Genomic DNA, 26,954 nt, shown 5'->3' with positions numbered 1-26,954 from the left:
ATTCGTTTGCAGTGCAGTATGTTTCGATCGGCATTCATATGAATATTCCTCGGCTGCGGCAGAGTCGGAAATAGTTGTCGCCCGGAGTCCAGGGCAGCCCGAAGGTGGAGTGGTAGAGATCGTGCGGGAACAACCGCTCGTCACGGGCGTAGCGCCACTGGCGCAGGTTGACCACGCTGGGGTGTTCTTCTTCCTCGTGCCCCCGCGCCGGGACCAGGCCGTAACCGAACTCGGGCCAGCGCAGCAGAAGCGAGGACCCGATCGGGCGTACCGAGCGCGAACGCCCGTCGGCAGCGTGGGGGATGTGTCCCTCGAGCACGAGCGCGAAGCGGTATTTCACCCGCAGCCGATCCAGGATGCGCACCAATTCCCGTGCGCCCTCGGCGGCTTCGGTATCGAGTCCGTTGAGCCGGTACAACGGGCCAGCCACGACCAGCGAGGGCCGGTGCGCGGCGATCGCGGCTTCTATGCGGCGCAGCTCGCGCGGGTCTTCCAGGCGCACGCCGTCGGGGCGGGCCTCGATGCGTAGTTCGTCGTTCCAGTCCGGGCGCGGATGGTTCTGCTGCGCGCACACCGCGTCGATGCGCGAGACCAGATCACGGTAGCGGCGGCGCAGCTGGCCGGGCAGGTTCTCCGCGTCGATGACCAGCACCCGATGCGAGCTGGCCCGTGGCGCCCCGGCACCGAGGATCGGCGCGGCCAGGAACGGGTGCAGGCCCGCGGTCACCGCGCACGCGATCTGAGCCAGCAGCATCGACTTCCCGAGCCCTTCGATGCCGGTGAGGATCATCCGGTCGCCGTACTCGAACAGCTGCGGGATCAGCCAGTCGTAGGAATCGCTGCCGGCCAGCAGCTCGGCGACCGAGGGCGGGAGCGCCGCCTCGCCGGGAGCGACGGGGTCGGTGAAATCCAGGTCGAGCCCCTCGCGCGCGCGGGCGACGACCTGACCAGTTAACGACAGATCCCCGTTGTGGTGCAGGACGTGCAGTTTCTGGATCATGCGGGTGGCTTCTCCGACGGCGGTGCGCGCGTGCCACAGCGTGATGATGCGGTCGGCGAAGTACGGGACCGAGCCGGGTACGCCTTTGCTGAGTAGCTCCAGGGTGATCAGGCGCAGTCGGCCGGTGTCGGCTCCGAGTTCGCCTCTGCTGCTGGCTTTTTCCAGCACGACGATCGGGTCGGCGGGTTGCCCGTCACGTACGAGCGCGACCAGGGTGGCGTGGAGCAGCTGGTGGGCGGGCCGGTAGAACGCCTCGGTGGGGATGTCGGCGACCATGGCCGCGACCTCGGTGTTGTCTTCGGTGTAGAGCGCCGCGCCGAGGACTTGTTGTTCGGCTTCGATGTCGCACATCTCCGGCTGCTCGAAATCGGGGCCGTTCACGCGATGGCCTTCGTGAGGCGCTCACGCAGTTTCGAGGCCGCCCACATCCCGGTCTCGCGCATCGCAGCGAGTTCGGTGCGCAGCCGGTCTTGGTGCACACCGGAATCGAGCAGCGCTTCCAGTTCGGCGCGCAGGGCTTCGCGGGCCGGGCCGGGCGGGGTACCGCCGTGGCGGGCGATGGCGTCGATGTGGTCGCGTGCGAGCCGGTAGGCCATCGCCCGTCTCTCGCCAGGGGTGACCGGGTCCGGGGTGGGCAGCGGGGTGTGCGCGGCCGCCATGCGCCGGGCGTAGCCGTGGTCGCCGTGCGGGTCGAAAAGCCGGTCGATGTCGGGTTTTTCGACCACGTCCGCTGTGGCGAGGTACTCGGTGCGAGCGTCGATCACCGCCTCGGCGCGGTCGAGTTCGGCTTGGGCTTGGGCGTGGCGGATCGCGCCGGCATCAGGATCGGCCAGGACCGCGACGGCATCGGGGGCCAGGCGGGCCAGGACGCGGCGGCGCATCGCTGGGGTCGTCGGGATTTCGGGGGCGGCGGCGTTGAGCCGGTCGGCGACCTCGTCGCCGCCGTGGCGAGGACGCGGTGCGGGTCGTGGTGGTGGGAGCGGTTTTTCCTCCCACGCGTCACTGCCGTAAGGGAGGGAACTTACTGGAGTAGAGGTATTTATGACTTGTGAATTGTGAGACGCGCCCGCGTTGCTAGCCGGAGCCCTGGCCGGGACGCTAGCGGTTTCGCTAGCCGTGTCTCGCCGGTTGGCGGCTTTGGCGAGCCCGCCTTTTCTACCGGCTGACCTGGCTTGTTCGCTCCTTGCGGTGGGGTCGAGGTAGTGGGTTTGGTGGCGTCGATAGTCGTGCATGGTGAAAAAACCGTGACCGCATGGTGTGTTCGGTGTGCATGCGCCGTGCTGGCACGGTGTCGCTGTGGTGCAGGTGTGGTGCTGCCATGATCCGGCCATGGTGAGCGCGTCACGGATGCGTGGTGGCGCGATCTTGCGGGCTTGGCTGGCAGCGATGACCCCGTTGGTCCGGTTGCGGGCGCAGTAGATCCACAGCTCGATCAGCTTGAGCTTCGTGACCGGCGTCAGGGGACCGGTTTTGCGGTTCTCCAGGAAGTCGACGCTGAGTTTGAGGTAGCCGCGGGTGTCCTTGCGCCTGGCCGAGGCCGGGCCGTGCAAGCTTTGGTGGCGCTCGTAGTCGTGCATCGTGAAGAACTCGCGCCCGCACGGCGCAGACGGTGTGCACGCCCCGTGCTGGCACGCTGTCACTGTGGTGCAGTCATGGTGATGCCAGCAGCGCGCGACTGTGAAGACTTCGCGGATACGGCCGGGCACCAGCCGTCGTGCCTGGGTGGCGGTCACCATGCCTTCGGTGCGGTTGCGGGCGCAGTAGATCCACAGCTCGATCAGCTTGAGCTTGGTCACCGGTGACATCGGTGCGGTCTTGGGGTTCTCAAGGAAGTCCAAGGCGAGTTTGATGTATCCGCGAGTGTCTCTGGTGACCTCGCGGGCTTCAACGGGCATGCGTGTACTCCGAAAGTCATTGCGCGCCAAACTGGCCGACATCACTGGTGTGACGTGGAGCCGTTTGGCGTGCCACGGGCACGACGGGGCGTGAGGTTCAGGTCAGTGGCTCGACCTCGCGGGACTCGTGTTGGCCGTCATTCCAGCGGCGCTCGGTCACCTGCGCGCTGCCGCTGCCGCTTTCCACGATGTAACGGCACTGCCATAACACACGGACGAGATAGCCGTCCTGGTCGATGATTTCGTCGATGACGAACCAGTCCTGGCCGTCGCCGAACGGATCAGCGGCCCTCACGGCTTGGTATCGACAGGGGTGTAGACCGGTGCGCGCCTGGGGCGTTGAGCCCGTGATTGTGACGAGCGGATGCGGCCACGTTTGAGCGCGATCTGGATCAGCATCAACGCGATCCCACTGTCGAGTACGTGGAGCTGTTCGAGGGTGAACGACTCACCGGCGGCGATGAACCCGTCGAGTCGATCGGCGATCCGCTGCTCGGCCTTGGACAAGATGAGGCAGTCGTAGCGCAGGATGCGGGTGCGCAAGGTGGCCACGGTCATGCCGAGGCGCTGCGCGATCGCCTCGTGGGTCATGTTCGCTTCGCGCAGGAACCGGTACTCGGTGACAAAGATCCGCTGGGCGTCCTCCTTCGACGTGGTGATCGCGTCGAGCGAAGGACGCCCGCCCCCGCTCACGCCGACCTCGGTTCAGCCAGCCCTGACAGGTAGACCCAGTAGTCGCAGTCGACCCAGCGCAGCGGACCGGAATCACCGTTGAGCCGAAACCCTTTGTCCGCCAGCAGGTGCGGTTTCGCCTGGGATCGCCACTGCCGCACCAGCTGCTCGGTGACGCGGAGCCGTTCTGCTATCTCGGCGATGTCGATCAACCCATGGGTGCAGGCTGGTGCCTCGCATTGTGTTGTTGTCATCTGTTCTCACCCCCTTCCCTTAGCGTCGTAGCCGTCTTCGGCCGCCGCAGCCGCGCGATGTGCGGCCTGATGCTGCTCGACTGCCTCCATGGCCGCCTTGATGGCCACGATCAGCTCCCGCAGCGTCGTCGGGGTGCCTTCGTGGTCGACAGTGGGTGCCCCGAGCATCCGATAGGAGTCCACCTCGAGGTAGATCTCCCGCAGCTGCGTCATCTCCTCGACCTCGAGAATCCGCTGCCGGAACTCCGAAACCGTCGGCACGGCTTGTCCGCTGTCGAGCCAGTCGGCGATCTGCGTCGCGAGTTCGGCACCAGGCTGGGCGATGACCTGGTTGGCCAGAAACGGCAGCCGGGTCTTGGAGATGTGCAGGTTGTTGCGTAGATCCAGATCAGCGACGATGTCGAACTCGTACTCCAGCCCGTCGCGCTGGACCGGCTTGGTGCCAACTTTGCGCGGGACGGCCTTGCCTTTGGCATCCTCTTCGACGAGATATTCAGTCTTGGTTCGCAGGGTCACGATCAGATGCCCTGGATAGGTGAGCATCGCCTCGATCATCTTGCGTTCGTCGGGGGTGACTTCCTTCCAGCCCGAGAAGCTGTTGGTACCGGTCTTGCGGCGGTCGACCTGCTCGAGCATCCCGTCCGGGCCGAACCAGTAGTGCGACCAGGAGTCGATGATGAACGGGTTGAACCCGCGTCCCGCTGCGGCACCGAGGATCTCGACCAACCCCAACGGTGAGAATCGTTCGGGCTCAAGGGTTTCCCACTGCCATCCGTTGACACCTTGATACATGCTGGCGCGGCCGTGCTCGGTGTCGACCATCCCGATCACCGACTTCTCCCGCTGTGCCCATTCCCAGGCCATCGCCAGCGCGGTGTAGGTCTTACCCGAGCCGGACGGGCCGGCCAGGGCCAACCGCGCCGGGGTCTTGCGCCGCACGGCGGGCTTGAATTCGATCGCCATCACTGCCGCCCGTTCTGCGGCAGCATGGTGTGCCCGTCTGTCGACTTCACGGCAGTCGGGCTAAACTGATATCGCATAACTACTCCCGTAGATGTGCGCCGACCCGGCGGAGTGCTAGCCCGCCGGGTCAACTATTTCTCTCCCGTAGAACTGTTGAGCGCTCGCTCAGTCCGTGCCTCCGTCCTTCTGTTCGGGGAACAGCTCGAAAACTGGGATATCCAGCGCCGCAGCAATTTTCGCTGCCAACTCCGGACTGCATGACCGTCGGGCTCCTGAGCGCAGCAGGCCGATGATGCTCTTGCCGCATCCGGCCCGATCGGCCAGTTGGCGCACCGACAAGCCTTGGGTGGTCATCGCATCCCGTAGTGCGGTCTGGCTTGCCAGCCGCGTGCTGTTCGCCATCAAAGCTCCCTCCCTCTGTCCTCCTCCCCCTGCCACAAACCCTAACAACAGAAGACATCAGTGTCTACTGACCTCGACTACGGTATAGATTGTCGTAGCAGCTACAGGCGGTATACCGTGCGATCAGTCCGCATCGAATCAAGCAAATCGATATCATGTCTACGGCTGGTGTGGACATATGCCTTACCCTTGTGGACATGGCACGAACCCGCCCGATACCCGAACCATGGGCCTCCGCGATGGCCGCGGTGGGTATCAAAACGCGCAACCAGCTCGCCGACGAGGCGGGCGTGCACGCCACCACCGTCACTCGCCTGATCGACAACCCCGAGCACCCGGCCGCGCTCGAGACCATCCGCGCCATCGCCACCGCCCTTAAACTCGACACCCGCGACGTCGCGCACTGGTCCGGCATCGCACTCGAGCTCGACGAGGCATACACCCCGCCTCCGGAGGCCGCGATCCTCGACCGAGATCAGCGCAAACTCGTCTCCGATCTCATTCGCGCCCTGGCCGCCAACAATCGACATCCCCGACCTCCGTTGAAGATTCAGACAACCGGCGTCGTTGTTTCCTCCCTGGAAGCGTCGAAATAGAAGCTGCCGAACCAATTTCGGCTTTCACGCTGAGGGGCGACACGTAAATCCATTCTGCCCCCGTAGAATTGAAGTGTTCAACACCGGCTAGCACCGGGCACTGCACCTACGGGAGTAACAATGAAATATCCGCATGCCTCGATCCTTGGAGCGTGCTGATGGCGAGGCCACCGCTACCCATCGGCACCTGGGGCAAGATCACACGCAAACAGATCAAACCCAATTACTGGTACGCATACTGCAAGGTCCGTGACCACGACGGAGTAACTCGCCGCGCCTACCGCTGGACACCGGAAGGAACAGCGGATCGCACCGGCGCAGTCGCCGAACGCCGTCTGCTCGAACACCTTCGAGACCGTACTCACTCGGGCAGCGACGAAATCAACGGCGAGACAACCATCGAAGCCTTGTGGAACGCGTATCGGAAATATCTGGTCGAGGTGAAGAAGCGCGCCGACAACACCTTGGCCCGCTACGATCGGGTCTCCGTCGCAATCCTCAACGCGCTGCGCAGGGTTCGGCTCCGAGAATGCAGCACCCAACGGTTCGAGCGCTTCATCACCGAATACAAACAGCGCGGAGGAACCGACGCGAAAGGTGTACGCATCGTCCTCACCGGAATGTGCGGGCTGGCGACACGGTACGACGTGTGGACCCACAATCCGATGCGCGAGACCGAGCCGATCAAGAACAAGAAGGGCAAGGGCGCGATAGCCCTTGAGCCCGAACAGGTTCGGCAACTGCTCTTGGACCTGCGAACCAGTGAAGTACTGTGTCCGCCGCTGCCGAAGATGAAGAACGGCGTCCTCGTCCCGCCGGACCCGAGGTACCGGGTGCCGACCGTGGCCGCGTTCTGCAAACGAGGAGACCTCGCCGACCCGTTCACCATGTTCTCCACCACAGGTGGGCGAATCTCGGAACTGCTGGCATTCCTGCTCGAGGATTACGACCCCGAGACCGGCATCATCGAGGTGACCGGTCACGTGGTCAGGGTTCGAGGCGTCGGGCTGATCCGAGTCTCCAACGAGGACGATCCCGACAACCCCAAGAACCTGCGTCGCTCCATTCAGCTGGCGCCGTACGGGATGGCGATGCTGGATCTGCGGATTCCTACACTGCGGCCGATGAAGGACGGGACGACACCGCTGTTCCAGTCGGCAGCGGGGACGCTGCGTGACCCGACGAACTTCAACGACCAGATGCGCAGGGTCCGTGCAGCGCTCGGTCTACCGGACCGCATGAGCGGGCATTCGTTCCGCAAGTTCGTCGTCGACGTCGGTCTCGACGCTCAGCTGTCAGCGGCGCTGGTCGCCGATCTGGTGGGCCACGTCAACCCGACCCAGACCCTCAACACCTACGCCTCGCGGCGACGCCGGCCCAACGGTGCTATGGCCGCCGCGATCCAGAACGCGGTCTATCCCGTTCAAAAGGTCGAGTAAGGGTCGAGAAGGCCGAAAAATGGCTCAGGCCAGAGAGATTGAAAATCTCTCTGGCCTGAGCCTTCTGTAGCGGGGACAGGATTTGAACCTGCGACCTCTGGGTTATGAGCCCAGCGAGCTACCGAGCTGCTCCACCCCGCGTTGGGTGTTCCCAACCTTACACACCCGGCGTCGGTATGCGAAAACGTGTGGTGAGAGGCGGTTTAGGAGCGTCGGCATGGTTGGTGGCCTGGTCGCTATCGATGTGATCTGGATCACAATTGATGGCAATTGAGACAGGCATCACTACGCGGCTCCCGGGTCGAGGGCGAGGACTATCGTTGCTGTCTCGAGCTCGATGAGTTCGGTGGGCGCATGATCGCCGCGGTCCGGGGAAGAGATTTGGCCGCATTCCAATAACTGATGTGAGTTCCTGCTGATCTTCAGGAGTGACCGATGGCGCTGCTCAAATACGGACATCGAACCGACCGGCCCACCACGCCGCCACCTCTCGAAAAAGCCGACAATCCGGGCGGATTCACGCACCGGCAGGTCCTGGTCATCCTGAGCGGCCTGATGCTCGGCATGTTCATGGCGGCGCTGGACCAGACGATCACCGCCACCGCGGTCCGCACCATCGCCGACGATCTGTCCGGCTATTCGTTGCAGGCGTGGGTCACCACGGCGTATTTGATCACCGCGACGCTGACGACGCCGCTGTACGGAAAACTCTCGGATATGTACGGCCGCAGGCCATTTCTGCTCGCCGCCATCACCATCTTCGTGCTCGGTTCACTGTTGTGCACGCTGGCGCAGTCGATGTACGAGCTGGCCGTCTTCCGCGCCGTTCAGGGTGTCGGCGCGGGCGGGCTGATGTCGCTGGCCTCGGCCGTCCTCGGTGACATCGTCACGCCGAGGGAGCGGGCCAAGTATCAGGGACATTTCCTCGCCACCTGGGCCATGGCCAGCGTGATCGGCCCGGTGCTCGGCGGCCTGTTCGCCAGCCAGCACACGATTCTCGGCATCACCGGCTGGCGCTGGGTGTTCCTGATCAACGTCCCGGTCGGCCTGATCGCCCTGGTGGTGGTCTATCGGGTGGTGCGGATCCCGCGAAGCACCCGAACCACCGGCCTGATCGACTGGTTCGGCACGGCGGCCTTCGCGATCGGCATCACGCCGCTGCTCATCGTCGCCGAGCAGGGCCGCGAGTGGGGCTGGACCAGCGTGAGCGCGGTGACCTGCTATCTGGTCGGCGTGGCGGGCCTTGCGGCGTTCGTCGGCATCGAGGCGAGGATGGGCGACGAGGCGCTGATTCCGTTGCGGCTCTTCCGAAATCCGACCTTCGCGCTCGGCGTGGCGATCGCGTTCGTCGTCGGTGCGTCGCTGTTCGGCGGCATCATCCTGGTTCCGCAGTACCTGCAGGTGGTGCGGGGCGCCAGCCCGATCGCGGCGGGCCTGCAGCTGCTGCCGATGGTCGGCGGGCTGATGGTCGGCTCGATCGTGTCCAACCGGCTCATCGCGTGGACCGGACGCTACCGCGCGTTCCCGATCTTCGGCACCGCCATCGTCGCTGTCGGCCTGTTCTTGTTCCACTATCTGACGCCGGAGACGCCGCTGTGGCGAACCATGATCTTCATGGCGATCACCGGTGTCGGTCTGGGAAATCTGTTGCAGCCCATCACCTTGGCGATCCAGAACGCCGCCGCGCCGAAGGATATGGGCGTGACGAGCGCGGCCGCCACCTTCTTCCGTCAGGTCGGCGGCACGTTGGGGGTCGCGGCGCTGCTGTCCACGCTGTTCGGCCTGCTGCCGTCCAAGGTGACCGCCGCGCTGGCGGCCGCCTCGACCCAGCCCGCCTATCAGCAGGCCGTGATCGCGGGATTGCACAGCGGCAACCCCGCCGAGGTCGCCTTCGCGCAGGGCCTGGTGCGCCACGATCCGGCCGCGATCCAGCGGGTGCTCGACGATAGCTCGGTGATTCAACAGCTGAATCCAACGCTTGCCGCGCCATTGCAGACCGGGTTCGCCGATGCCATGTCGACGGTGTATCTCGCGGCCGCCGCTATCGCGGTGCTTGCGTTGGTCATGGTGCTGTTCTGGAAGGAAATCCCGTTGCGAGAGTCCGGTGCGGCCGGTGCGTCGAGCGTGGGCGCCGGCGACCTCGCCTGAATCGGTAGTATCGGCCGAAATGCGACAAAACGGATAGCTTCCAGTTGGAACTATGCACAATTGAGGGCGGCTGACTTCTGTAATTCGTCTCAATTCCACTGAACTCTGCGGAATTTATCGATGGATAGAAGCGGAATTATTTCACTTTCGAAACCCGACAATTCGGCAGTATTTGCCCAGCTCGGCTCCGCTTCGTCGGCGTAGGAAAATGCCTGGTCAGTCGGGGTTGACTGCATTTCCGTAAAGATATCGTCATTTGGTTTGTGAAATGGACTACAGCGGCTTGAATTGAGTTCACCAGAGGTTCACTGTATTCGTTACGTAGCGTCAGAAACCTGACCTCGGCACCTGGTGCCGGCCGCTCGGTCGTCCCTCTGTCGATGCTGACGCAAGCGAATCCATATTGCCGCTCGCACACCAACCGTGCGGGGGGATGCGACAACGAGGTCGTCGAACTGTTTCAGCGTCCGAAGGGAAACATGGCGCATGGTTGAGCTACTCGACGCACTTGCGGTCGAACAAATCGACACGAACTTCTTTCGTGGCAAACTTCCGCACCGCACAGTGCTCGTCCGGGCATTCGGCGGCGAGGTGGCGGCGCGTGCGCTCGCCGCTGGCTCGTCCGGGATGTCGGATGGGTTCGCCGTCCACTCGATCCACGGGTACTTCGTCCGGCCGATGGTGTCCGAACTGCCCATCGACTACCTGGTCGACACCGTCAAGGCGGGCCGGTCGTTCGTGGTGCGCCGCATCAGGGCGCTGCAGCACGGTCGCGAAACTTTCCTGATGGTCGCCTCCTTCCATGCGGGCGATCGTGGTGTGCGGCACGCGGATCCGTGCCCCGACGCGCCCAACCCCGAGGAGCTGGCGCGCATCGGTGCGAACGATCCCGGCTACGAATGGGACCGCTGGGACATTCGCCAGGTACCCGGTGAGCCGAACGGCAGTGCCCGCCAACAGGTCTGGCTGCGCTATACCGAGCCGCTGCCCGACTGCTCGGTGGTGCACAGCTGCGCGCTGACCTACGCGAGTGACATGACGCTGCTCGGCGCCGCCGTTGCGCCGCATCCCGGCATCGCGATTCAGACTGCCGCACTGGATTATTCGATCTGGTTCATGCGGCCGTTCCGCGTCGACGACTGGCTGCTGTACGACGAGATATCACCCTCGGCCGAGGGCGGTCGGGCCTTCACTCAGGGCCGGATCTTCAGCCGCTCCGGCGAATTGGTCGCGATGGTCGCCCAGGAGCGGATGTTGCGACTGGCCGACCCGGACTTCGTGCTGCCGGAAGAGCGCGGCTTCGTCGCAAAGGCGGCCGTCTGATGGGCCCGGTGTACGTCGGTCTCACCGACAAGGCCTTCCTGCGGCTGCACCACGGCTACGGCGCACCGGTCATCAGCCAGACGGTGACGGTGCTGCACCATCGGCTCACCGATGAACAGCTCACCTCGATGTACGAGGCGTTGCGGGCCGGGCCGTTCCAGCGGCGCGTGCACCGTCCCGGCGTGCCCTTCGCCCGCTGGCGCTGGGTGCTTGCCGAGGACGCGCTGCCGCTGAGCCTCGAACATGCCGCGATCGACGACGCCGACGCGCTGGCGTGGGCAAACGATCAGGCGCAGTACCCGCTCGACCCGGAGCGCGGCTACGGCTGGCGGCTGTCTGCGGTGCCGACCAGGTCCGGCGGCATGGTCTGTTCCGCGGTCGCCTCGCACGCCATCGCCGACGGTCACGCAGGCCTGATGGCGGCGATCGGGCTGGTCCAGCCCGAACTCGCGACGACGGAGGGGCTTGTCGAGACCGTGCAACTCCGCACGGAGCTGAAGGAAGGTGTGCAACGCGGGATAGCCGTTGCGCGAGAGGTGGTTTCGGAAGCGCGTCGCGCAGCCAAGGATCCTGCCCATCGTGCGGCGGTGCGCACGGCGCTGACCGGCCACCGGACCAAGCACGAGTCGGCGCCGCTCGGCTGGCGTGAGGGTTCGGTGATCGCGACTTTCGATGCGGCGCAATGGAAGAACCTCGCGGCACAGCGCGGCGGCTCGACCAACACGCTGTATCTCGCGCTGGTCGCCGACCTCATGCGGCACTGCACGCTGGTCGGCGAGAACGGACCCCTCGTCCTGCTGACGGCGGTCCGGCGACTGCGGGAAGAGAATCAGATCGACTCGAATTCCTTTGCCCGCGTGCCGATCGTGGTGCAGCGCGAGTGGCTGGATCGGTTCGATCTCGCGCCGCTGCGGGTGGCGAGCAAGGCCTCGTTCGAGGCCGTGCACGAGGTCGGCTCCGGCGGGATCTCGCGCCCGAGGAACATGCCGCCCGAGCTGATCGACGTATTGCCCGACGGTGTGGTCGAACGACTCGTCGACACGCCGCCGATCACCGTCGGAATGTGTTCCAACATGGGCGTACTCGACCCCTTCGTGCCGACCGCGATGCGGCACGGCGCGGAGCCGACCGCCTTCGTGATGCGCGGCGTCTTCCAGGGCATCGACACTCCGCAGGCCGCGCAGCAGCCGATCGCGCTGGCGACCTGGCTCTCGGAGTTCGACGGGAAGATCCAGTGGGTGCTGGAGAGCATCAAGCCTGAGATGGCGCATTCCGACGACGAACTGGGCTTCCTGGCGCGCATCATCGCCGAGGCCTGGGGATTGAAACCGCTCACCGTCCTCAACGGCGGGGGCAGCGTAACCAAGGTAGCCAGGGAGTTCTCATGACCAAGCCACTGCTCAAACTCGGCACCGAGTTCGTCTACAACCCGCACCCGGTGTACGACGAGCTCCGCAAGCAGGGGCCGATCCATCACGTCCTGCTGCCCAACGGGCTCACCTCCTGGCTGGTCGTCGACTATCAGCTGGCGCGCGAGGTGCTCGCCGACCCGAGGATCAAGAAGGGCGCGGCCGCCCTGGCGCCGATCACCTCGCGGCTGCGGCCCGGCGACCAATACACCACCGTGAGCACGGATCTGTGGGAACACATGCTCAGCTCCGACCCGCCGGATCACACCCGCCTGCGGCGGCTGGTGACCAAGGCGTTCACCTCGCGAACGGTCGAGCAGCTGCACCCGCGGATCGAGGCCATCGCGGACAAGCTGCTCGACGAGATGGCAGACAAGCCCGAGATCGATTTGATCGACGACTACGCGCTGCCCATCCCGATGACCGTCATCTGCGAGCTGTTCGGGGTGCCCGAAGCCGATCGGGCCCGCTTCCGGGAGCTGTCGACCACGATGACGGCGTCCTCGACCGAGAACGCCGAAGACCAAGAGGCGGCGGCCAAGTCGGCGTTCTACGCAACGGCCGCCCAGCGCGGCGCGGCGAGCATCGAGTTGGCCACCTATCTGATCGGGCTCATCGCCGAGCGCTCGAAGAACCTCGGCGACGACCTGATGTCGCAATTGATCATGGCGAACTACGAGGGCGACAAGCTCAGCGACAAGGAACTCATCGCGATGTTGTTCCTGATCCTGGTTGCGGGTCACGAAACAACGGTGAACCTCATCGGCAACGGCCTCTACGCGATGCTGCGCGATCGGATCCTGTACGAGGATCTCACCCGCGCACCCGAGCGGATTCCCGCCGCCATCGAGGAGTTCCTCCGGCACGAGGGGCCGGTGCACCTGGCCACGTTGCGCTACACCTCCGAGCCGGTGACGTTGGCGGGCATCGACATTCCGGCCGAGGAGCTGGTCTCGGTCTCGCTGGCCGCGGCCGACCACGATCCGAACCAGTTCGACGATCCGCACCGCATCGAGATCGGGAAGGCGGGCAAGACGAAGGGTGGGCACCTGGCCTTCGGCCACGGCATCCACTACTGCGTCGGCGCACCGCTCGCGCGGCTGGAGGCGCGGATCGCCTTCGAGAAGATCCTGGCCAGGTACCCGAACATGAAGATCGCCGACGAGGTGCAGTGGCGGCCGAGCACGTTCCTGCGCGGGTTGCAGGAACTGCCGACCGTGCTCGACTGACCGTGTGCGAGTAGGGCTCGTCAATCAACACTAGAAGACCGCCAGCAATGGGAAGTACCAGTGGACGGCGCCGGGATCGGTGTCGGCACACAACGAGCGAGGCCGGGTGGTCGATGGCGACCAACCCGGCCTCGGCCGTGCCGTATTCGGTGACGAACTCCGATCAGCCGAACTTGATGCCTTGGGCCAGCGGCAGTTCGGCGGAGTAGTTGATCGTGTTGGTGGCGCGGCGCATATACGCCTTCCACGAGTCCGACCCGGATTCGCGGCCGCCGCCGGTCTGCTTCTCGCCGCCGAACGCGCCGCCGATCTCGGCCCCGGAGGTGCCGATGTTCACGTTGGCGATGCCGCAGTCGGAACCGTCCGCGGCGAGGAAGCGTTCGGCCTCGCGCTGATTGCTGGTGAACACGGCCGACGAAAGGCCTTGCGGCACTGCGTTGTGCATGGCGATCGCGCTGTCGAAATCGTCATAGGTCAGCACGTACAGGATCGGCGCGAACGTCTCTTCGCGCACCACCGCGGTCTGGGCGGGCATCCGCACGATCGCCGGGCGCACGTAGTAGGCGTCGTCCCCGAAGCCATCGACTCGTTCACCGCCGCAGATCAATTCGCCGCCGTCGGCAAGTGCCTTGTCCAGTGCGGCGCGCATCCCCGCGTAGGCCCTGCCGTCGATCAGCGGGCCGACCAGCACCCCGTCTTCGAGCGGGTTGCCAACGCGCAGTTGCTGATACGCGCTCTCGATCCGCTCGATGAGCGGCCCGACCACGTCGGCGTGCACGATCAGCCTGCGCAGCGTGGTACACCGCTGCCCGGCCGTGCCCGCCGCCGCGAACACGATGCCGCGTGCCGCGAGTTCCAGATCCGCTGAGGGCGTGACGATTGCGCCGTTGTTGCCGCCGAGCTCCAGCAGACAGCGGCCGAAGCGTTCGGCCACCCTCGGCGCCACGATCTTGCCCATCCGCACCGAGCCGGTCGCGCTGACCAGCGCAACCCGCTCGTCGTCCACCAGCCGGGCGCCGACCTCGGCCGCGCCCTGGATCAGTTGGTGCACTTCGGGATCCGCGCCGACGTCGGTCGCGGCACGGCGCAGCAGCGCATGGCAGGCCAGCGCGGTCAGCGGCGTGGTCTCGGACGGCTTCCACACCACGGTGTCGCCGCAGACCAACGCGATCGCGGTGTTCCACGCCCACACCGCGACCGGGAAGTTGAACGCCGAGATGACGCCGACCACGCCGAGCGGATGCCAGGTCTCCATCAGCCGGTGGCCTGGCCGCTCGGACGGCATTGTCTGCCCGTACAGCTGGCGGGACAGGCCGATCGCGAACTCGCAGACGTCGATCATCTCCTGCACCTCGCCCGCGGCTTCGGCGCCGATCTTGCCCGCTTCCAGCGTCACCAGCTCGGCAAGCTCGCTCTTGTGTGTGGTGAGCAGCTCGGCCAGCCTGCGCACGACGGCGGCGCGCACCGGCGCGGGCACGGTGCGCCATGCGCCGAATGCCGTGGCGGCCCGCTCGATTGCGGCGTCGACCTCGTCCAGCGAGCTAGCTTGCAGCGTCAACAATTGGCCGCCGGTGATCGGGCTGCGGGCGGGCAGATCGCCGGATTCCGGTGGCTCGACACCGAGTCCGCGCAGCACCGCCGCCGCGCGCTCCGCGAGTTCCCTGGTGCTCTGATCGCCGAGTACATCTGTCATGTGTTGCTCCGCCGTACCTTTCGGCCGCATTGCGGCGTGTTTGTCCCATGTCTTGGGAGGATGGGGGTGAGGTTTCTGCCACGTAGCGGGTCGCCTGGGTTAGCCTTCGCAAATGGCGGATACACCAGCACGACCCGTTCTCGACGACATTGATCGCCTGCTGATTCGTGAGTTGATGGCCGATGGACGCGCCACACTGTCGAACCTGGCCGAGAAGGCGAGCCTGTCGGTGTCGGCCGTGCAGTCGAGGGTGCGCAGGTTGGAAGCGCGCGGGGTAATCCGCGGTTACACGGCGCACGTCGACCCGGAGGCACTCGGCCAGCTGTTGTCGGCATTCGTCGCGATCACTCCTCTCGACCCGTCGCAACCGGATGACGCCCCGGCAGTGTTGCAGCACATCCCCGGGATCGAGGCGTGCCACTCGGTGGCGGGCGACGAGAGCTACATGTTGCTGGTTCGGGTGGCCTCGCCGCGGCACCTCGAGCAGCTGCTGCAGGAGATCAGAGCGACCGCCAACGTCAGGACTCGAAGCACCATCATCCTGCAGACATTCTATGACAGGTAGCTGTTACGTGTAATTAATCCGCTTTCCTGTACAGATTCCGTAAATTTTGCGTACTCTCGGTGTTGTGACCATCGAACTGGAACGCACCCGCCCGGCGGTCACCCCCGCCGCCCGGGTGCACGAGATCTTGTCGGCCAGCATCCTCGCCGATGGCTTCGACTTGGTGCTGGACCTCCACGAATCCCGCGGATGCCGGCTCGTCGACGAACGGGACGGCACCTCCTACCTCGACATGTTCGGCTTCTTCGCGTCCAACGCGCTGGGGATGAATCACCCCGCGTTGGCCGAGGACGCCGAGTTCCGCGACGAACTGGTAACCGCCGCGCTCAACAAGCCGAGCAACTCCGACATCTACACCGTCGAGATGGCTCGGTTCGTGGAGACGTTCGTGCGAGTGCTCGGTGATCCGCGGCTGCCGCACCTGTTCTTCATCGACGGCGGCGCCCTCGCCGTGGAGAACGCGCTCAAGATCGCGTTCGACTGGAAGAGCAGGCAGAACGAAATGAACGGCCGCTCACCGGAACTCGGCACCAAGGTGCTGCATCTGACCGGCGCCTTCCACGGCCGCACCGGATACACGATGTCGCTCACCAACACCGACCCGAAGAAGACCGCCAGGTTCCCCAAATACGACTGGCCGCGCATCGACTCGCCCTACCTGACCGACGATCACGACGTCGCCGAGGCGGAAGCCCGTGCGCTGGACCAGGCTCGGCGGGCGTTCGCCGAAAACCCGCACGACATCGCGTGTTTCATCGCCGAACCGATCCAGGGCGAAGGCGGCGACCGGCACCTGCGGCCGGAATTCCTGCAGGCGATGCGGCAGCTGTGCCACGAGAACGACGCGCTGTTCGTCCTCGACGAGGTGCAGACCGGCGTCGGCATGACCGGCAGCACCTGGGCCTACCAACAGCTGGGCGTGCAGCCCGACGTGATCGCGTTCGGCAAGAAGACCCAGGTGTGCGGCGTGATGGCAGGCGGGCGCGTCGACGAGGTGCCCGACAACGTGTTCGTGGTCAACTCCAGGATCAACTCGACCTGGGGCGGCAACCTCACCGACATGGTTCGGGTTCGGCGCATCCTCGAGGTGATCGAGCAGGACGAGCTGATCGAGCGCTCGCGTGGGCTCGGTGCGCACCTGCTCGAGCGGCTGGAAGGGCTGGCTGAGCGGCATCGGAGCATCACCGAGCCGCGGGGCCGCGGGCTGATGTGCGCGGTCACCGTCGCCTCGGCGGAGCTGCGCGACGAGGTGATCACCGCACTGCGTGAGCGCGAGCACGTGCTGATCCTCGGCACCGGCGACCGTGGCATCCGTTTCCGGCCTGCGCTGACCGTCAGTATCACCGAGCTGGACGCTGCGGTCGACGCGCTGGACCGGGTGCTCACCAGCTTCGAGTAGGAACTCGTGCGGGCGCGGCCGGACCTGGTCTGGCCGCGCCCGACGTGTGTTTCAGGACGTCGGGCGGTATGGGGCCAGAGTCAGCGCGTGATCGGGCGTAGCCCGAGCCCGCCTTCGACGAACCTGCGGACGGTGGTCAGGCCCGCCGCGAGCGCGGGTTCGTAGCCGTCGCGGGCCCAGCCGGTGAGCGCGGCGGTGCCGTCTTCGGCCGGTGTCGCGCCGACCTCGGCGACCATTTCGGCGGTCGTCGGTTCGCAGACCGCCCAGGAGAAGTGGGTTTCCTCCACCCAGCCCGCGATGCGCAACGCGACATAGGCGGGATCGGTGATGCCGCCCTCGGCGAGGGCGGGTCGGTCATCGATGCGGTCGTCGGCCCGCAACGCGCGCAGATACCAAGTCCCCGCGTTGATTTCGATCGGTTCCATGTGTGCCGACGCCCCTTACGATTACGCCGCGAGATCCCCCAACGGCTGTGCCATCTCGTCGAGGTTAGTTGGTGTTGTCCACGACGATGCGGCCGTCCCGCAGTACCGCGTCGACCTGGCGCAGCGCGGCGATGTCAGCCAGCGGGTCGCCTGCGACGACCAGCAGGTCGGCGGCCTTGCCTGGCTCGATGGTCCCGATCGTGTCGGCGTGCAAGGTCGCGGCGGGCGTCACCGTTGCGGCGGTGATGGCCTCGCGTGGGGTCAGGCCTGCGGCGACGAGTAGTTCGAGTTCGCGAATCAGTCCGGAGCCCGCATAGACGCCGCCGAAGCTGGCGTCGCTGCCCGCGATGATCCGGCCGCCAACGGCGCGGAACTCCCTGACCCGAGCGTAGATCGCGGCCTTGGTCGGCTGGTCGAAGACCTGGTCGGTGACGGCAAGCGTTGGCGCGAGCGTAATGCCGCGCTGCACAAGGGTTTCGGGGATGCCGGGTGGCCAGCCCTCGCGCACGCCGCGCGCCTCCAGATGGTCGAGGCCGTCGATGCCCGCCGCGAGCAGATCGTCGAGGTCGGCCAGAGTTCCCCAGTGCGCGAAGACCTTTGTGTCTTTGCGGTGCGCCTCGTCGATGATCGCGGTGAGGATATCGAGGCGAATCGGTTGGAGCACTTTACGTTCCGGATTTCCGCGTTCCTGGACCACCTTGATCAGGTCGACCGGATCGTCCCCGCCGACCAGGGCGCGCACCATCTCGCGTGCCTGCTCCGGGTTTTCCGGGAGCCGCACCGTATCCGAGTTCGCCTCGACGCCGACGGTGGCGACCGGGTGGCCGCCCGGCGTGGTGAAGATCGGTCCCGCGATCAGCATGCGCGGGCCCTCCAGCTCGACCGTCCTGATCTTGTTCCGCAGCGTGTGCACCCAGGCGTTCTCGTCGCCCATGCTCCGGATCGTCGTCACGCCGTTGCGCAGGAAGTTTCGCCGTTTGCCTGGTTCGTAGCGATACCAGTCGGCGACGAGGCCGGGCATGTCGAGTGGCCCGATCTTCTTGCCCCGCGGACCTTCTGGCGCTTGCAGATGTACGTGGGAATCGATCAGCCCCGGCAGCACGATCCGGCCTGCGAAGTCGCGCCGTTCGGCATCCTGCGGCACCACCACGTCGGAGCCGACCGCGATGATCACGCCGTTCTCGATCAGGATCGTCGCGTTCGCGCGCGGCTGCAGGTCCGGGCCGACCAGGACGGTGGCGCCGGTCAAGGCCAGTCTGCCGGTCTGCCGCGGCGACGCCTTGTACAGGGTGAGCCGGTAGTGCGCGTACCCGGCGGCAATCGACAGAAGCAGGATGACCACGCAGAACGCGAGGGGGTAGAGCACCCACCGTCGCAGTCGACGAGATCGCGTCCCTGTCATGTCCGCGACGCTACGCGGGGCCGCACGTCGCGGTCGTCATCCTGATTGCGTAGTTGCGGGGATGATTTCGCGGCGTCAGTCGAGCGCCCGCCGACCGCGTTGCCTGCGGCCGTTGCCATGCCCGTGGCCGCCGTGGCTACCGCCGAACAGCAGCGCGCCAGCAAGGGGGATTGCCAGGAACCACAGCCAGCTGCCGGTGACGAAGAACAAGATCACCGCAAGGATCGGGATCACCGCCATCACCCGCTCCGGCCACTCCGACAGAAAACCGGAGTCCGACTTCGGCTTCGCGGGCACCGCCGCGGCGGTGACCGGCTCCGGCAGATCCGTGAAGACCTTCGTCACATCGCCGCGGGTGACGGCGGCCGCGATCACCGCACTGCGCTCGTCGAATTCCGCGACGCTGAGCCGCCCCGCCGCGAAATGATCGGACAGCCGCCGCATCGCGTCCTCGCGTTCCGCCGTGCCGATGCGGATCTCGGGTAGCTCGCTCATGGGAAAAGGCTAACCGCAGTGCCGCTGGCGTGACGGGAATGACGGTGGCGAGCAGAAACGCGGGGCAGTGATGTTCGGCTCGGCAACCGAGGATGCGGAAAGGGTGTTGTCGAGGACACACTGGTTGGTGGAGTGGGCCGGGGTTAGGCTCCGAAGGAGGTTCGGTCCTTCGGTGTTCGCCTGCGTGAACTGGTGTTTCGGTGGCGCGACTGGTGATCGGGTGCCGAGGGGCCCGACATGTCAACGGTGACTGGAGGTTCGCGATGGGGGAGGTGCGATTCGGGGGATATCGGCTGGAGCGGTTGCTCGGCCGAGGCGGCATGGGGCAGGTGTGGCTGGCCTTCGACGACGCGGGTGCGCGCTGGGTGGCGTTGAAGCTGCTACCCGCCGAACTGGCGGCTGACGCGGGATACCGCAAGCGTTTCGAGCGCGAGGCCGAGGCCGTGGCGAAGCTGTCCGATCCGCACATTCCTCGGGTGCATCGGTTCGGCGAGATCGACGGCAGGCTCTATATCGACATGCAGTTCGTGGCGGGCGCCGACCTGGCGAGCACCCTCGCCGCCGGGCCGGTGGATCCGGTCGCGGCGGTCGGCGTTGTCGGGCAGGTGGCGGCCGCGCTCGACGTCGCGCATCGGGCCGGGCTGGTGCACCGTGATGTCAAACCGTCCAACATTGTTGTGCACGCCAGCGGCTTCGCCTATCTGATCGACTTCGGCATCGCGCACGGCATCGGCCAGACCGCCGTCACGACAACCGGTCTCGCCATCGGCACCCTGGCCTACATGGCGCCGGAACGCTTCACCGGCACGGCCGACGCCCGCGCCGACGTCTACTCGCTCGCGTGCGTTCTCTACGAATGCCTCACCGGCGCACGCCCTTACGGCGATACCGACCCGGCGCAGCAGATGCACGCCCATCTGATGACCGACCCGCCCCGTGCTGGGTCCCGCAACTCTGCTGTTTCGGCCGCGCTGGATGCCGTCATCACCTGCGGCATGGCGAAGAAGCCCGCCGACAGGTATGCCACTGCCGGTGATTTCGCCGCCGCCGCGTACCGCGCTGTCGGTACCCGTCCGCGCACGCCACCCGTCCCCGCCGCGCAGTTGGCGAAACCGCTTGCGCGGACAAGGGTTTTGCCAGAACGCGGACCGACCAGGGTCGAAACCCGCTTGGGCCGGCCTCGGCTGAATGGTCAGCCGTCCGGCCGGGTGGCGAACAGCGGATCGCAATCCCGCTCTGCGGCAAGGGGCCAGTCGTCCTCCGGTGCGGCGGCAGGAATCGCGTCTGGGCGGCCAGGAGCGAAACCGCTTGCGCCGACCAAGATGTTGCCGGAGCCCGGCCCCACCCCGACCCGGGTGGCGACGCGCCTGGCGGTTCCCCTTGCGCCGCGTCAGTCGTCGGGTGCTGTTGTGCCGCAACAAGTTGCGCGCCCACGGGGAGCCCAGCAACGCTATCCCGTTGGTTACGGGCGGCGGGTTTTCCCGAAGCCTGCGAAACCGACGGCATACCAGCGGCGTCCGCTGATCCGATGGCAGCCGATCCTGCCTGGTTTGAAGCGGCGCAAGCGCGGTGGTGTGCTGTCCAAGGTGATCGGCGTGCTTGTCGTCGTCTTCCTGGCCCCGTTCATGCTGGCGGCCGGGTGCATGGCGTTGCTGGCATCGGGCAACCGAGCGAGTGACTCGGGCGGCGGGGCAGGCACACCGCCGCCCTCGGTGGCCGCGGAGGAGGATCCGGGACCGCCGCCGGAGCAGCACCGGTTCGATCCGGCGGTGCCTGCGCCCTCGGGTACTCCGGTGCGCGACGGCAAGTTCGAGTTCGTCGTGACCGACCTGGACACCGGGGTGCGCCGCGTCGGCCTGCAGTCCGCGGAAGGATCGTTCTCGATCGTCACGCTCGCGGTGCGCAACATCTCCGACGAACCGAAGTGGTTCCTCCCGTTCGGGCAGCGCTTGTACGACGCCACAGGCACATCGTTCGACCCCAACGCCCCCGCGAGCATCTGGCAGGCCACGCAACACCGCTACAACTACTCGTTCGAACTCGCCCCCGGCGAATCAGCCACCACCCAGCTGGTTTTCGACCTTCCCCGGGGCACCACCCCCAACCACGTGGAACTTCACGACTTCGTCCTGTCGAACGGTGTCGCCGTCCGCGTGGACTAGAGCCCCGGCCGGACCTCCATACCGCGGAGCATCAAGCGACGCGCGCGCCCTCGGACAGGGCAGCGAGCACCGCGTTGCGGCCGATCTCCAAAGCCGCGCCGAGCAGGCCGGTGTCGCGCGCGGCGCTGTCGATGTCGGGAGAGCCGAGCGGCGGGTGGATCTGCAGGACGGTGTCGCCGCGCTCGGCGAGGGCCCGATCCTCCACCGCCTGCTGCTGAGGGCGCTGCAGCCACGCGCGGTAGGCGCCAGGTGCGGTGAGGCGCATGTAGCCGCCGCCGACGACGCGATGCAGGAGCGGAGCAGGCGGGCGCTGTTCGTCGATTCGGCGAGTGCGCAGGACCAGCGCGTGTGTCGCACCGTCGCGAACGGCCGTGCGGATCGGCACGGTTTCGGTGAGCCCACCATCGAAGTAGTGCGAGCCGCCGAGGGGGACCGGCGGACCGGCGAGCACGGGCAGGCCTGCGGACGCGCGCAGTGCGTCCATCAAGGTCGCCTGATCGACGATGTGCGGGTGCAGATCGACCGCGCGGCCGGTGTGGATGTCGGTGGCGATCGGGTGAAAGGTGGTGTCGTTGGCCAGGATCGCCGCGAAGTTCATCGGCTCGATCCGGTCGTACACCTGATGCACCAGATAGTGCAGATCGAAAGCGGGCTTCCCGCGCAGCAGCCTGGCCGGGTCGATGGCGCGGCGCATGATCGCCGGATCGGTCCACGTGCGCATGCCCGCCCTGGCGCGGCCACCGAGCAGCCATGCGCCATTGATGGCGCCCGCCGAGGTGCCGTAGACGGCGTCGAAAACCGAGCCGAGACCCAGCTCTTCGAGGCCGGACACCATGCCGCTGGAGTAGACCCCTCGGCTCCCGCCGCCCTCGACGACCAGCACCAGCCGGTTGCCGTCGGTGCGGTGTCCCGCTGCGTGGCGGGCGCGGATCATTTCCGCGACGGCGGAGACGCTACGCGAACTGATCACCCGATCCACGATACGACAGAGCGGGCGCGGGCGTTGTCGCCCAGCGCCCGCTCGAAACGGTGTTCGCCCTACGTTTACGCGCGCACTACTTGATCTCTGCGAGCACCGTGCCCTGGGTGATCGCGGCACCCGCCTCGACCGCGAGCCCGGTGACTACGCCCGCCTTGTGCGCGTTGACAGGGTTCTCCATCTTCATGGCCTCGAGCACCACGATCAGGTCGCCCGCCTCGACGGTCTGGCCCTCTTCGACAGCGACCTTCACCACGGTGCCCTGCATCGGCGCGGTGACCGCGTCACCGGAGGCAGCGCCGCCACCGGCACCGCCACGCTTGCGCGGCTTCGGCTTCTTGCGCACCACGCCTGCGCCGTTGCCTGCGGCGACGGGACCGCCGCCGCCGAGGCTGAACTGGCCGGGCAGCGACACCTCGACGCGACGCCCGCCGACCTCGACGACCACCTTCTGCCGCGGCAGATCCTCGTCCTCATCGGCCTGTGCACCGGTGGTGAACGGCTCGACGGTGTTGACCCATTCGTTTTCGATCCACTTGGTGTAGACGTCGAACTTCGCGCCGTCCCCGATGAACGCCGGATCCTCGACGATCGCGCGGTGGAACGGGATGACCGTGGCGAGCCCGTCGACGTGGAACTCGGCGAGCGCGCGCCGGGCCCGCTCGAGCGCCTGGGTGCGGTTCTCGCCGGTGACGATCAGCTTGGCCAGCATCGAGTCGAACTGGCCGCCGATCACGCTGCCCTCGACCACGCCGGAGTCGACGCGCACACCGGGGCCGCTGGGCTCGCGGTACACGGTGACCGGGCCGGGGGCGGGCAGGAAGCCGCGACCGGCATCCTCACCGTTGATGCGGAACTCGAACGAGTGACCGCGCGGGGTCGGGTCCTCGGTGATGGTCAGCTCTTCGCCGTTGGCGATGCGGAACTGCTGGCGCACCAGGTCGATGCCCGCGGTCTCCTCGGTCACCGGGTGCTCGACCTGAAGCCGGGTGTTCACCTCGAGGAACGACACCGTCTCGCCCTGCACCAGGTATTCGACGGTGCCCGCGCCGTAGTAGCCGGCTTCCCGGCAGATGGCCTTGGCCGAGGCGTGAATCTTCGCGCGGACCTCATCGGAGAGGAACGGCGCAGGCGCTTCTTCGACCAGCTTCTGGAACCGGCGCTGCAGCGAGCAGTCGCGGGTGCCTGCGACCACGACGTTGCCGTGCTGGTCGGCGATGACCTGGGCCTCGACGTGCCTGGCCTTGTCCAGGTACTGCTCGACGAAGCATTCGCCACGGCCGAACGCGGCGATCGCCTCGCGGGTGGCCGATTCGAACAGTTCGGGGATTTCCTCGATGGTGTGCGCGACCTTCATGCCGCGGCCACCGCCACCGAACGCCGCCTTGATCGCGACCGGAACGCCGTACTCCTTGGCGAACGCGACGACCTCGTCGGCGTTCTTGACCGGGTCCTTGGTGCCTGCGGCCATCGGCGCCTTGGCGCGCTCGGCGATGTGGCGCGCGGTGACCTTGTCACCGAGGTCGCGAATCGACTGCGGCGACGGGCCGATCCAGATCAGCCCTGCGTCGAGGACGGCCTGCGCGAAGTCGGCGTTCTCGGAAAGGAAGCCGTAGCCGGGGTGGATCGCGTCGGCGCCGGAGCGGGCGGCGGCGTCCAGGATCTTCTCGAAAACCAGGTACGACTCGGCCGAGGTCTGCCCGCCGAGGGCGAAGGCCTCGTCGGCGAGTTGCACGAAGGGGGCTTGCGCATCCGGCTCGGCGTACACCGCAACACTGCCGATGCCTGCGTCCTTGGCCGCCCGGATCACGCGGACGGCAATCTCGCCTCGGTTAGCTACGAGTACCTTCGTAATCCGCGCGCTGGCATGGCTGGGCACTGAGCCTCCTGTAAGCAAATATTCGGTCGCCCGTGGTCGACAAACTACGTCTCGGGCGAGTGTAGGCAGTCTGCCAATAGATGCAGAACTCGGCCAGCCCTACTGGGCAGTAGGTCAGGGATCACACTCGGGCTGTCCAGCGGAAACCCGTGCGTGCGTTACTTGCTCCTGCTTCGTCGCCCCGCGCCGACGGGGGCAGCGCCGGGTTCAGTCCCCTTGGCGATCGGCATCCGCACCGAGTTGCCCCATTCGGTCCACGAGCCGTCGTAATTGCGGACCGTGTCGAAGCCGAGCAGATACCTCAGCACGAACCAGGTGTGGCTGGAGCGTTCGCCGACCCTGCTGTAGACGATGAGATCGTCGTCGGTGGCCAGCGTGCCGTAGATCGTGTCGAGTTCGGCGCGGGAGCGGAATCGGCCGTCGGTGCCGAACGCCTCGGTCCACGGAATGTTGGCCGCGGTGGGGATATGCCCGCCGCGCAGCGCCGCGTCCTCGGGGTTGATCGGCGGCTGGATAAGGTCGCCGGAGTACTCCTCGGGGGAGCGCACGTCGATCAGTGGCTTACCGAGGTGGTCGAGCACGTCCTCGCGGAACGCCCGCGCGCTGCTGTCGTCGCGTTTGACGACGGGATAGTCGCTGACGGTGAGATACGGTGTGTCGAATGTGGTGTCGCGTTCTTCGGAAATCCAGGCGCCGCGACCACCGTCCAGCAACCGCACGTCCTCGTGTCCGAACAATGTGAAGACCCACAATGTGTGCGCCGCCTGCGCGTTGCCTCTATCACCGTAGATCACCACGGTATCGTCTCGCTCGATTCCCTTGGCGCGCATCAACTCGGCGAAACGGGCACCGTCGATGTAGTCACGAGTAACCGGATCGTTCAGATCGCCTCGCCAATCGATCTTGGTCGCCCCGGGAACGTGCCCGATGTCATATAGCAATATGTCCTCGTTGGACTCGACGATCTTGAGTCCTGACGTGCCGATGTTTGCGGATAGCCACTCTGTGGTTACTAGTCGGTGAGGGCACGCGTAAGAACCTAATGACTGATGAGGGTCCGGAGGAACGGGCACGATGTAGGTCCTTCACGCGAGGTAGACGGCAGTTACAGCGGTTCGGGTCTCACAGTGATGGTAAGTGTGGGGCGTTAGTGGCTCTGGTTTCAGATCACAAATCGGCTGAATGAGCGAATAAATCGCACCTGCATCCGATAAAGTCTCCCGGGAGGAGGGGTGAGCTATGTCCGATTCTTGGCCGCGGCGGCGACTGCTCGCGATCCTACGTGGCGCCAGCGAGCCTCTCGACGCCCAGGAACTGGCCAGAATCACCGGACAGCACGTCACCACGGTTCGGTTTCATCTGGATGTCCTCACCAGGGAATCTCTGGTGCGGCAATTTCAGCAACCGCCCCGCGGTCGCGGTCGTCCGCGCATCGGATACAGCGCGGTGCAGCGATCGGTCGGTTATCAAGAACTCGCGCAGGTGCTCGCCGATCAGCTCGGCCCTGATCCACGCAGGCGCTCGGAGGCGGCCATCGCCGCGGGCCGGGCCTGGGGCGCGAAACTCGATGTCGGTGACCATCGGGTCGAATCGCTGGAAGACGCCAAAGACGTCACCATGACACTGCTTTCGGAGCTCGGCTTCGCGCCGGAACGCGATCCGAACACCGAGACCGCCGAACAGGCGTTGATCAGGCTCACCGCCTGCCCGCTGCGCGAACTGGCGCGCACCCACTCCGAGGTCGTGTGCGGCGTGCACCTCGGCCTGATCAAAGAGGTCCTCGATCGCAACGGCGCCCGCGGCGAGGTGAACGTGCGGCTGCACCCGTTCGTCGAACCGGAACTGTGCGTCGTCCGGCTGGAGCTGATGGCGCGCCGCGAGCACGAGCCGCGGCGCGAGCCGGAGCCGCGCGAGGTCGCCACCGTTCCGGTGGGCGAAACGGCCGCTGAGCCACTGATCGCGCCGCCGTCAGGAGGCCGGGTGGCCCCACAGCTGCGTAACGGAGACCCCAACGTCGCCAAGCAGTCGGCGCAGCAGTGGTAGCCCGATCCCGATGACGCTCGACGGATCGCCCTCGATCCGATCGACGAACCAGCCGCCGAGCCCGTCGAGGGTGAACGCGCCTGCCACCTGCAGCGGCTCGCCGGTCGCGAGGTAGGCATCCAGCTCGTCGGGCTCCGGCTTGGCGAAATGCACTGTGGTGGAACTGCAATCGACCGCTTCGGCGGTGAGTTCGCTGTCGCGGTAGCGCAGCACACAATGTCCGGTCACCAGATCGGCGCTGCGCCCGGCCATTTCGCCCCAGCGGGCCCTGGCGACCTCGGCCGTGTGCGGCTTGCCCTGCAGCTCGCCGTCCACCAGCAGCATCGAATCACAGCCGACCACAACGTGATCGGCGGACAAATCGAGAATGGTCGCGGCGACCGCGGCGGCCTTGGCCTTGGCCAGCTCGACGACGATCACGTCGGGCGGGGTGCCATCGGGCAGCGCGGCGGCGACGGCGTCCTCGTCCACATCGGAGACGCGAACGATCGGATCGATGCCTGCCGAGCGCAGCACCTCCCTGCGGGCGGGAGACGCGGAGGCGAGCACGAATCGGGTCATGGCCACACCCCACTCACGCTC

Annotated in this window: 25 protein-coding genes and 1 tRNA gene; 10 read left to right on the top strand and 16 right to left on the bottom strand. The window is 66.4% G+C overall.

Going from position 1 to position 26,954, the window contains the following annotated elements:
- Positions 1-34: 34 nt before the first annotated feature.
- From ACGFNJ_RS20815 to ACGFNJ_RS20785, 7 genes are all read right to left on the bottom strand, one after another.
- Entirely contained in the window at positions 35-1,381 is a 1,347-nt protein-coding gene (locus ACGFNJ_RS20815; RefSeq protein ID WP_393450407.1) for an AAA family ATPase, read from the bottom strand.
- Positions 1,378-2,895: a hypothetical protein gene (locus ACGFNJ_RS20810; RefSeq protein ID WP_393450404.1), complete on the bottom strand. Its 1,518-nt coding sequence runs from the start codon at positions 2,893-2,895 to the stop codon at positions 1,378-1,380. Before ACGFNJ_RS20810 ends, ACGFNJ_RS20815 begins: the two co-directional genes overlap by 4 nt.
- 97 nt (positions 2,896-2,992) lie before the next feature.
- Positions 2,993-3,190, bottom strand: coding sequence for a hypothetical protein (locus ACGFNJ_RS20805; protein ID WP_393450401.1), 198 nt, complete (start codon positions 3,188-3,190; stop codon positions 2,993-2,995).
- The gene (locus tag ACGFNJ_RS20800) at positions 3,187-3,588 is read right to left on the bottom strand and encodes a hypothetical protein (RefSeq protein ID WP_393450398.1); all 402 of its coding nucleotides are present in this window, start codon (positions 3,586-3,588) and stop codon (positions 3,187-3,189) included. The genes ACGFNJ_RS20805 and ACGFNJ_RS20800 overlap by 4 nt, the downstream gene beginning before the upstream one ends.
- Positions 3,585-3,821, bottom strand: a complete 237-nt coding sequence (locus ACGFNJ_RS20795; protein ID WP_393450395.1) for a hypothetical protein — start codon at positions 3,819-3,821, stop codon at positions 3,585-3,587. The genes ACGFNJ_RS20800 and ACGFNJ_RS20795 overlap by 4 nt, the downstream gene beginning before the upstream one ends.
- 6 nt (positions 3,822-3,827) lie before the next feature.
- Positions 3,828-4,784 (bottom strand): AAA family ATPase, encoded by a 957-nt coding sequence (locus ACGFNJ_RS20790; protein WP_393450392.1) that lies wholly within the window; start codon positions 4,782-4,784, stop codon positions 3,828-3,830.
- 165 nt (positions 4,785-4,949) lie between these two features.
- Entirely contained in the window at positions 4,950-5,186 is a 237-nt protein-coding gene (locus ACGFNJ_RS20785; protein ID WP_393450389.1) for a helix-turn-helix domain-containing protein, read from the bottom strand.
- A 197-nt stretch (positions 5,187-5,383) separates the two neighbouring features.
- On the opposite strand from ACGFNJ_RS20785, the gene ACGFNJ_RS20780 reads away from it, so the two are divergent.
- A complete protein-coding gene (locus tag ACGFNJ_RS20780; RefSeq protein ID WP_393450386.1) occupies positions 5,384-5,782 on the top strand; it encodes a helix-turn-helix domain-containing protein in 399 nt (132 codons plus the stop codon).
- Positions 5,783-5,940: 158 nt separating this feature from the next.
- The gene (gene xerC / locus ACGFNJ_RS20775) at positions 5,941-7,221 is read left to right on the top strand and encodes a tyrosine recombinase XerC (protein WP_393450383.1); all 1,281 of its coding nucleotides are present in this window, start codon (positions 5,941-5,943) and stop codon (positions 7,219-7,221) included.
- A 67-nt stretch (positions 7,222-7,288) separates the two neighbouring features.
- Here the strand turns inward: xerC and ACGFNJ_RS20770 are convergent.
- Positions 7,289-7,362: transfer RNA gene (locus ACGFNJ_RS20770), tRNA-Met, on the bottom strand.
- A 294-nt stretch (positions 7,363-7,656) separates the two neighbouring features.
- On the opposite strand from ACGFNJ_RS20770, the gene ACGFNJ_RS20765 reads away from it, so the two are divergent.
- The 4 genes from ACGFNJ_RS20765 to ACGFNJ_RS20750 all read left to right on the top strand — a co-directional run bounded on the left by ACGFNJ_RS20765 (position 7,657) and on the right by ACGFNJ_RS20750 (position 13,330).
- Complete coding sequence (locus ACGFNJ_RS20765) at positions 7,657-9,369, top strand: MDR family MFS transporter (protein ID WP_393450380.1); 1,713 nt, start codon at positions 7,657-7,659, stop codon at positions 9,367-9,369.
- A 486-nt stretch (positions 9,370-9,855) separates the two neighbouring features.
- The gene (locus ACGFNJ_RS20760; protein ID WP_393450377.1) at positions 9,856-10,692 is read left to right on the top strand and encodes an acyl-CoA thioesterase; all 837 of its coding nucleotides are present in this window, start codon (positions 9,856-9,858) and stop codon (positions 10,690-10,692) included.
- Positions 10,692-12,080, top strand: a complete 1,389-nt coding sequence (locus ACGFNJ_RS20755) for a hypothetical protein (protein WP_393450374.1) — start codon at positions 10,692-10,694, stop codon at positions 12,078-12,080. Before ACGFNJ_RS20760 ends, ACGFNJ_RS20755 begins: the two co-directional genes overlap by 1 nt.
- On the top strand, positions 12,077-13,330 hold the full coding sequence (locus ACGFNJ_RS20750; protein ID WP_393450371.1) for a cytochrome P450: 1,254 nt from the start codon (positions 12,077-12,079) through the stop codon (positions 13,328-13,330). The genes ACGFNJ_RS20755 and ACGFNJ_RS20750 overlap by 4 nt, the downstream gene beginning before the upstream one ends.
- A gap of 163 nt (positions 13,331-13,493) precedes the next feature.
- Here the strand turns inward: ACGFNJ_RS20750 and ACGFNJ_RS20745 are convergent, their stop codons facing one another.
- Complete coding sequence (locus ACGFNJ_RS20745; protein WP_393450368.1) at positions 13,494-15,023, bottom strand: aldehyde dehydrogenase family protein; 1,530 nt, start codon at positions 15,021-15,023, stop codon at positions 13,494-13,496.
- A 112-nt stretch (positions 15,024-15,135) separates the two neighbouring features.
- Here ACGFNJ_RS20745 and ACGFNJ_RS20740 point away from each other — a divergent pair, with 112 nt between their 5' ends.
- Together ACGFNJ_RS20740 and lat are read left to right on the top strand one after the other, a co-directional pair.
- A complete protein-coding gene (locus ACGFNJ_RS20740) occupies positions 15,136-15,588 on the top strand; it encodes an Lrp/AsnC family transcriptional regulator (RefSeq protein WP_014981966.1) in 453 nt (150 codons plus the stop codon).
- A gap of 64 nt (positions 15,589-15,652) precedes the next feature.
- Entirely contained in the window at positions 15,653-16,987 is a 1,335-nt protein-coding gene (gene lat, locus ACGFNJ_RS20735) for an L-lysine 6-transaminase (RefSeq protein ID WP_393450364.1), read from the top strand.
- An 80-nt stretch (positions 16,988-17,067) separates the two neighbouring features.
- Here the strand turns inward: lat and ACGFNJ_RS20730 are convergent, their stop codons facing one another.
- The 3 genes from ACGFNJ_RS20730 to ACGFNJ_RS20720 all read right to left on the bottom strand — a co-directional run bounded on the left by ACGFNJ_RS20730 (position 17,068) and on the right by ACGFNJ_RS20720 (position 19,309).
- Positions 17,068-17,412, bottom strand: coding sequence for a hypothetical protein (locus tag ACGFNJ_RS20730; protein WP_393450361.1), 345 nt, complete (start codon positions 17,410-17,412; stop codon positions 17,068-17,070).
- A gap of 64 nt (positions 17,413-17,476) precedes the next feature.
- Positions 17,477-18,814, bottom strand: coding sequence for an amidohydrolase family protein (locus tag ACGFNJ_RS20725; protein WP_393450358.1), 1,338 nt, complete (start codon positions 18,812-18,814; stop codon positions 17,477-17,479).
- Positions 18,815-18,889: 75 nt separating this feature from the next.
- Complete coding sequence (locus ACGFNJ_RS20720; RefSeq protein WP_393450355.1) at positions 18,890-19,309, bottom strand: DUF1707 domain-containing protein; 420 nt, start codon at positions 19,307-19,309, stop codon at positions 18,890-18,892.
- Between the two features lie 263 nt (positions 19,310-19,572).
- Between ACGFNJ_RS20720 and ACGFNJ_RS20715 the strand changes: the two genes are divergently transcribed.
- On the top strand, positions 19,573-21,471 hold the full coding sequence (locus ACGFNJ_RS20715; protein ID WP_393450352.1) for a protein kinase: 1,899 nt from the start codon (positions 19,573-19,575) through the stop codon (positions 21,469-21,471).
- 31 nt (positions 21,472-21,502) lie between these two features.
- Here the strand turns inward: ACGFNJ_RS20715 and ACGFNJ_RS20710 are convergent, their stop codons facing one another.
- The 3 genes from ACGFNJ_RS20710 to ACGFNJ_RS20700 all read right to left on the bottom strand — a co-directional run bounded on the left by ACGFNJ_RS20710 (position 21,503) and on the right by ACGFNJ_RS20700 (position 25,402).
- Positions 21,503-22,441: a patatin family protein gene (locus tag ACGFNJ_RS20710; RefSeq protein WP_393450349.1), complete on the bottom strand. Its 939-nt coding sequence runs from the start codon at positions 22,439-22,441 to the stop codon at positions 21,503-21,505.
- A gap of 85 nt (positions 22,442-22,526) precedes the next feature.
- Positions 22,527-24,329 (bottom strand): acetyl/propionyl/methylcrotonyl-CoA carboxylase subunit alpha, encoded by a 1,803-nt coding sequence (locus ACGFNJ_RS20705; protein ID WP_393450346.1) that lies wholly within the window; start codon positions 24,327-24,329, stop codon positions 22,527-22,529.
- 158 nt (positions 24,330-24,487) lie between these two features.
- Positions 24,488-25,402 carry a sulfurtransferase gene (locus ACGFNJ_RS20700; protein ID WP_393450343.1) on the bottom strand — a complete coding sequence of 305 codons (915 nt, stop codon included), beginning with the start codon at positions 25,400-25,402 and terminating at the stop codon, positions 24,488-24,490.
- 166 nt (positions 25,403-25,568) lie between these two features.
- On the opposite strand from ACGFNJ_RS20700, the gene ACGFNJ_RS20695 reads away from it, so the two are divergent.
- Positions 25,569-26,372 carry a helix-turn-helix transcriptional regulator gene (locus tag ACGFNJ_RS20695; protein ID WP_393450340.1) on the top strand — a complete coding sequence of 268 codons (804 nt, stop codon included), beginning with the start codon at positions 25,569-25,571 and terminating at the stop codon, positions 26,370-26,372.
- Here ACGFNJ_RS20695 and ACGFNJ_RS20690 read toward each other — a convergent pair.
- Positions 26,298-26,933 (bottom strand): Maf family protein, encoded by a 636-nt coding sequence (locus ACGFNJ_RS20690; protein WP_393450337.1) that lies wholly within the window; start codon positions 26,931-26,933, stop codon positions 26,298-26,300. The genes ACGFNJ_RS20695 and ACGFNJ_RS20690 overlap by 75 nt on opposite strands.
- Positions 26,934-26,954: the final 21 nt, after the last annotated feature.

Source organism: Nocardia sp. NPDC049149, assembly GCF_043197455.1.
Classification (GTDB): Bacteria; Actinomycetota; Actinomycetes; order Mycobacteriales; family Mycobacteriaceae; genus Nocardia.
The sequence above is the reverse complement of the archived record's forward strand: the minus strand, read 5'-3'. Positions and strand labels throughout refer to the sequence as shown.

Coding starts and splice junctions, on each gene's coding strand:
- ACGFNJ_RS20810 (WP_393450404.1), bottom strand. CDS start 2,895: ATGCCCGTTGAAGCCCGCGAGGTCACCAGAGACACTCGCGGATACATC.
- ACGFNJ_RS20795 (WP_393450395.1), bottom strand. CDS start 3,821: ATGACAACAACACAATGCGAGGCACCAGCCTGCACCCATGGGTTGATC.
- ACGFNJ_RS20790 (WP_393450392.1), bottom strand. CDS start 4,784: ATGGCGATCGAATTCAAGCCCGCCGTGCGGCGCAAGACCCCGGCGCGG.
- ACGFNJ_RS20785 (WP_393450389.1), bottom strand. CDS start 5,186: ATGGCGAACAGCACGCGGCTGGCAAGCCAGACCGCACTACGGGATGCG.
- ACGFNJ_RS20780 (WP_393450386.1), top strand. CDS start 5,384: ATGGCACGAACCCGCCCGATACCCGAACCATGGGCCTCCGCGATGGCC.
- xerC (WP_393450383.1), top strand. CDS start 5,941: ATGGCGAGGCCACCGCTACCCATCGGCACCTGGGGCAAGATCACACGC.
- ACGFNJ_RS20765 (WP_393450380.1), top strand. CDS start 7,657: ATGGCGCTGCTCAAATACGGACATCGAACCGACCGGCCCACCACGCCG.
- ACGFNJ_RS20760 (WP_393450377.1), top strand. CDS start 9,856: ATGGTTGAGCTACTCGACGCACTTGCGGTCGAACAAATCGACACGAAC.
- ACGFNJ_RS20755 (WP_393450374.1), top strand. CDS start 10,692: ATGGGCCCGGTGTACGTCGGTCTCACCGACAAGGCCTTCCTGCGGCTG.
- ACGFNJ_RS20750 (WP_393450371.1), top strand. CDS start 12,077: ATGACCAAGCCACTGCTCAAACTCGGCACCGAGTTCGTCTACAACCCG.
- ACGFNJ_RS20745 (WP_393450368.1), bottom strand. CDS start 15,023: ATGACAGATGTACTCGGCGATCAGAGCACCAGGGAACTCGCGGAGCGC.
- ACGFNJ_RS20740 (WP_014981966.1), top strand. CDS start 15,136: ATGGCGGATACACCAGCACGACCCGTTCTCGACGACATTGATCGCCTG.
- ACGFNJ_RS20730 (WP_393450361.1), bottom strand. CDS start 17,412: ATGGAACCGATCGAAATCAACGCGGGGACTTGGTATCTGCGCGCGTTG.
- ACGFNJ_RS20725 (WP_393450358.1), bottom strand. CDS start 18,814: ATGACAGGGACGCGATCTCGTCGACTGCGACGGTGGGTGCTCTACCCC.
- ACGFNJ_RS20720 (WP_393450355.1), bottom strand. CDS start 19,309: ATGAGCGAGCTACCCGAGATCCGCATCGGCACGGCGGAACGCGAGGAC.
- ACGFNJ_RS20715 (WP_393450352.1), top strand. CDS start 19,573: ATGGGGGAGGTGCGATTCGGGGGATATCGGCTGGAGCGGTTGCTCGGC.
- ACGFNJ_RS20695 (WP_393450340.1), top strand. CDS start 25,569: ATGTCCGATTCTTGGCCGCGGCGGCGACTGCTCGCGATCCTACGTGGC.
- ACGFNJ_RS20690 (WP_393450337.1), bottom strand. CDS start 26,933: ATGACCCGATTCGTGCTCGCCTCCGCGTCTCCCGCCCGCAGGGAGGTG.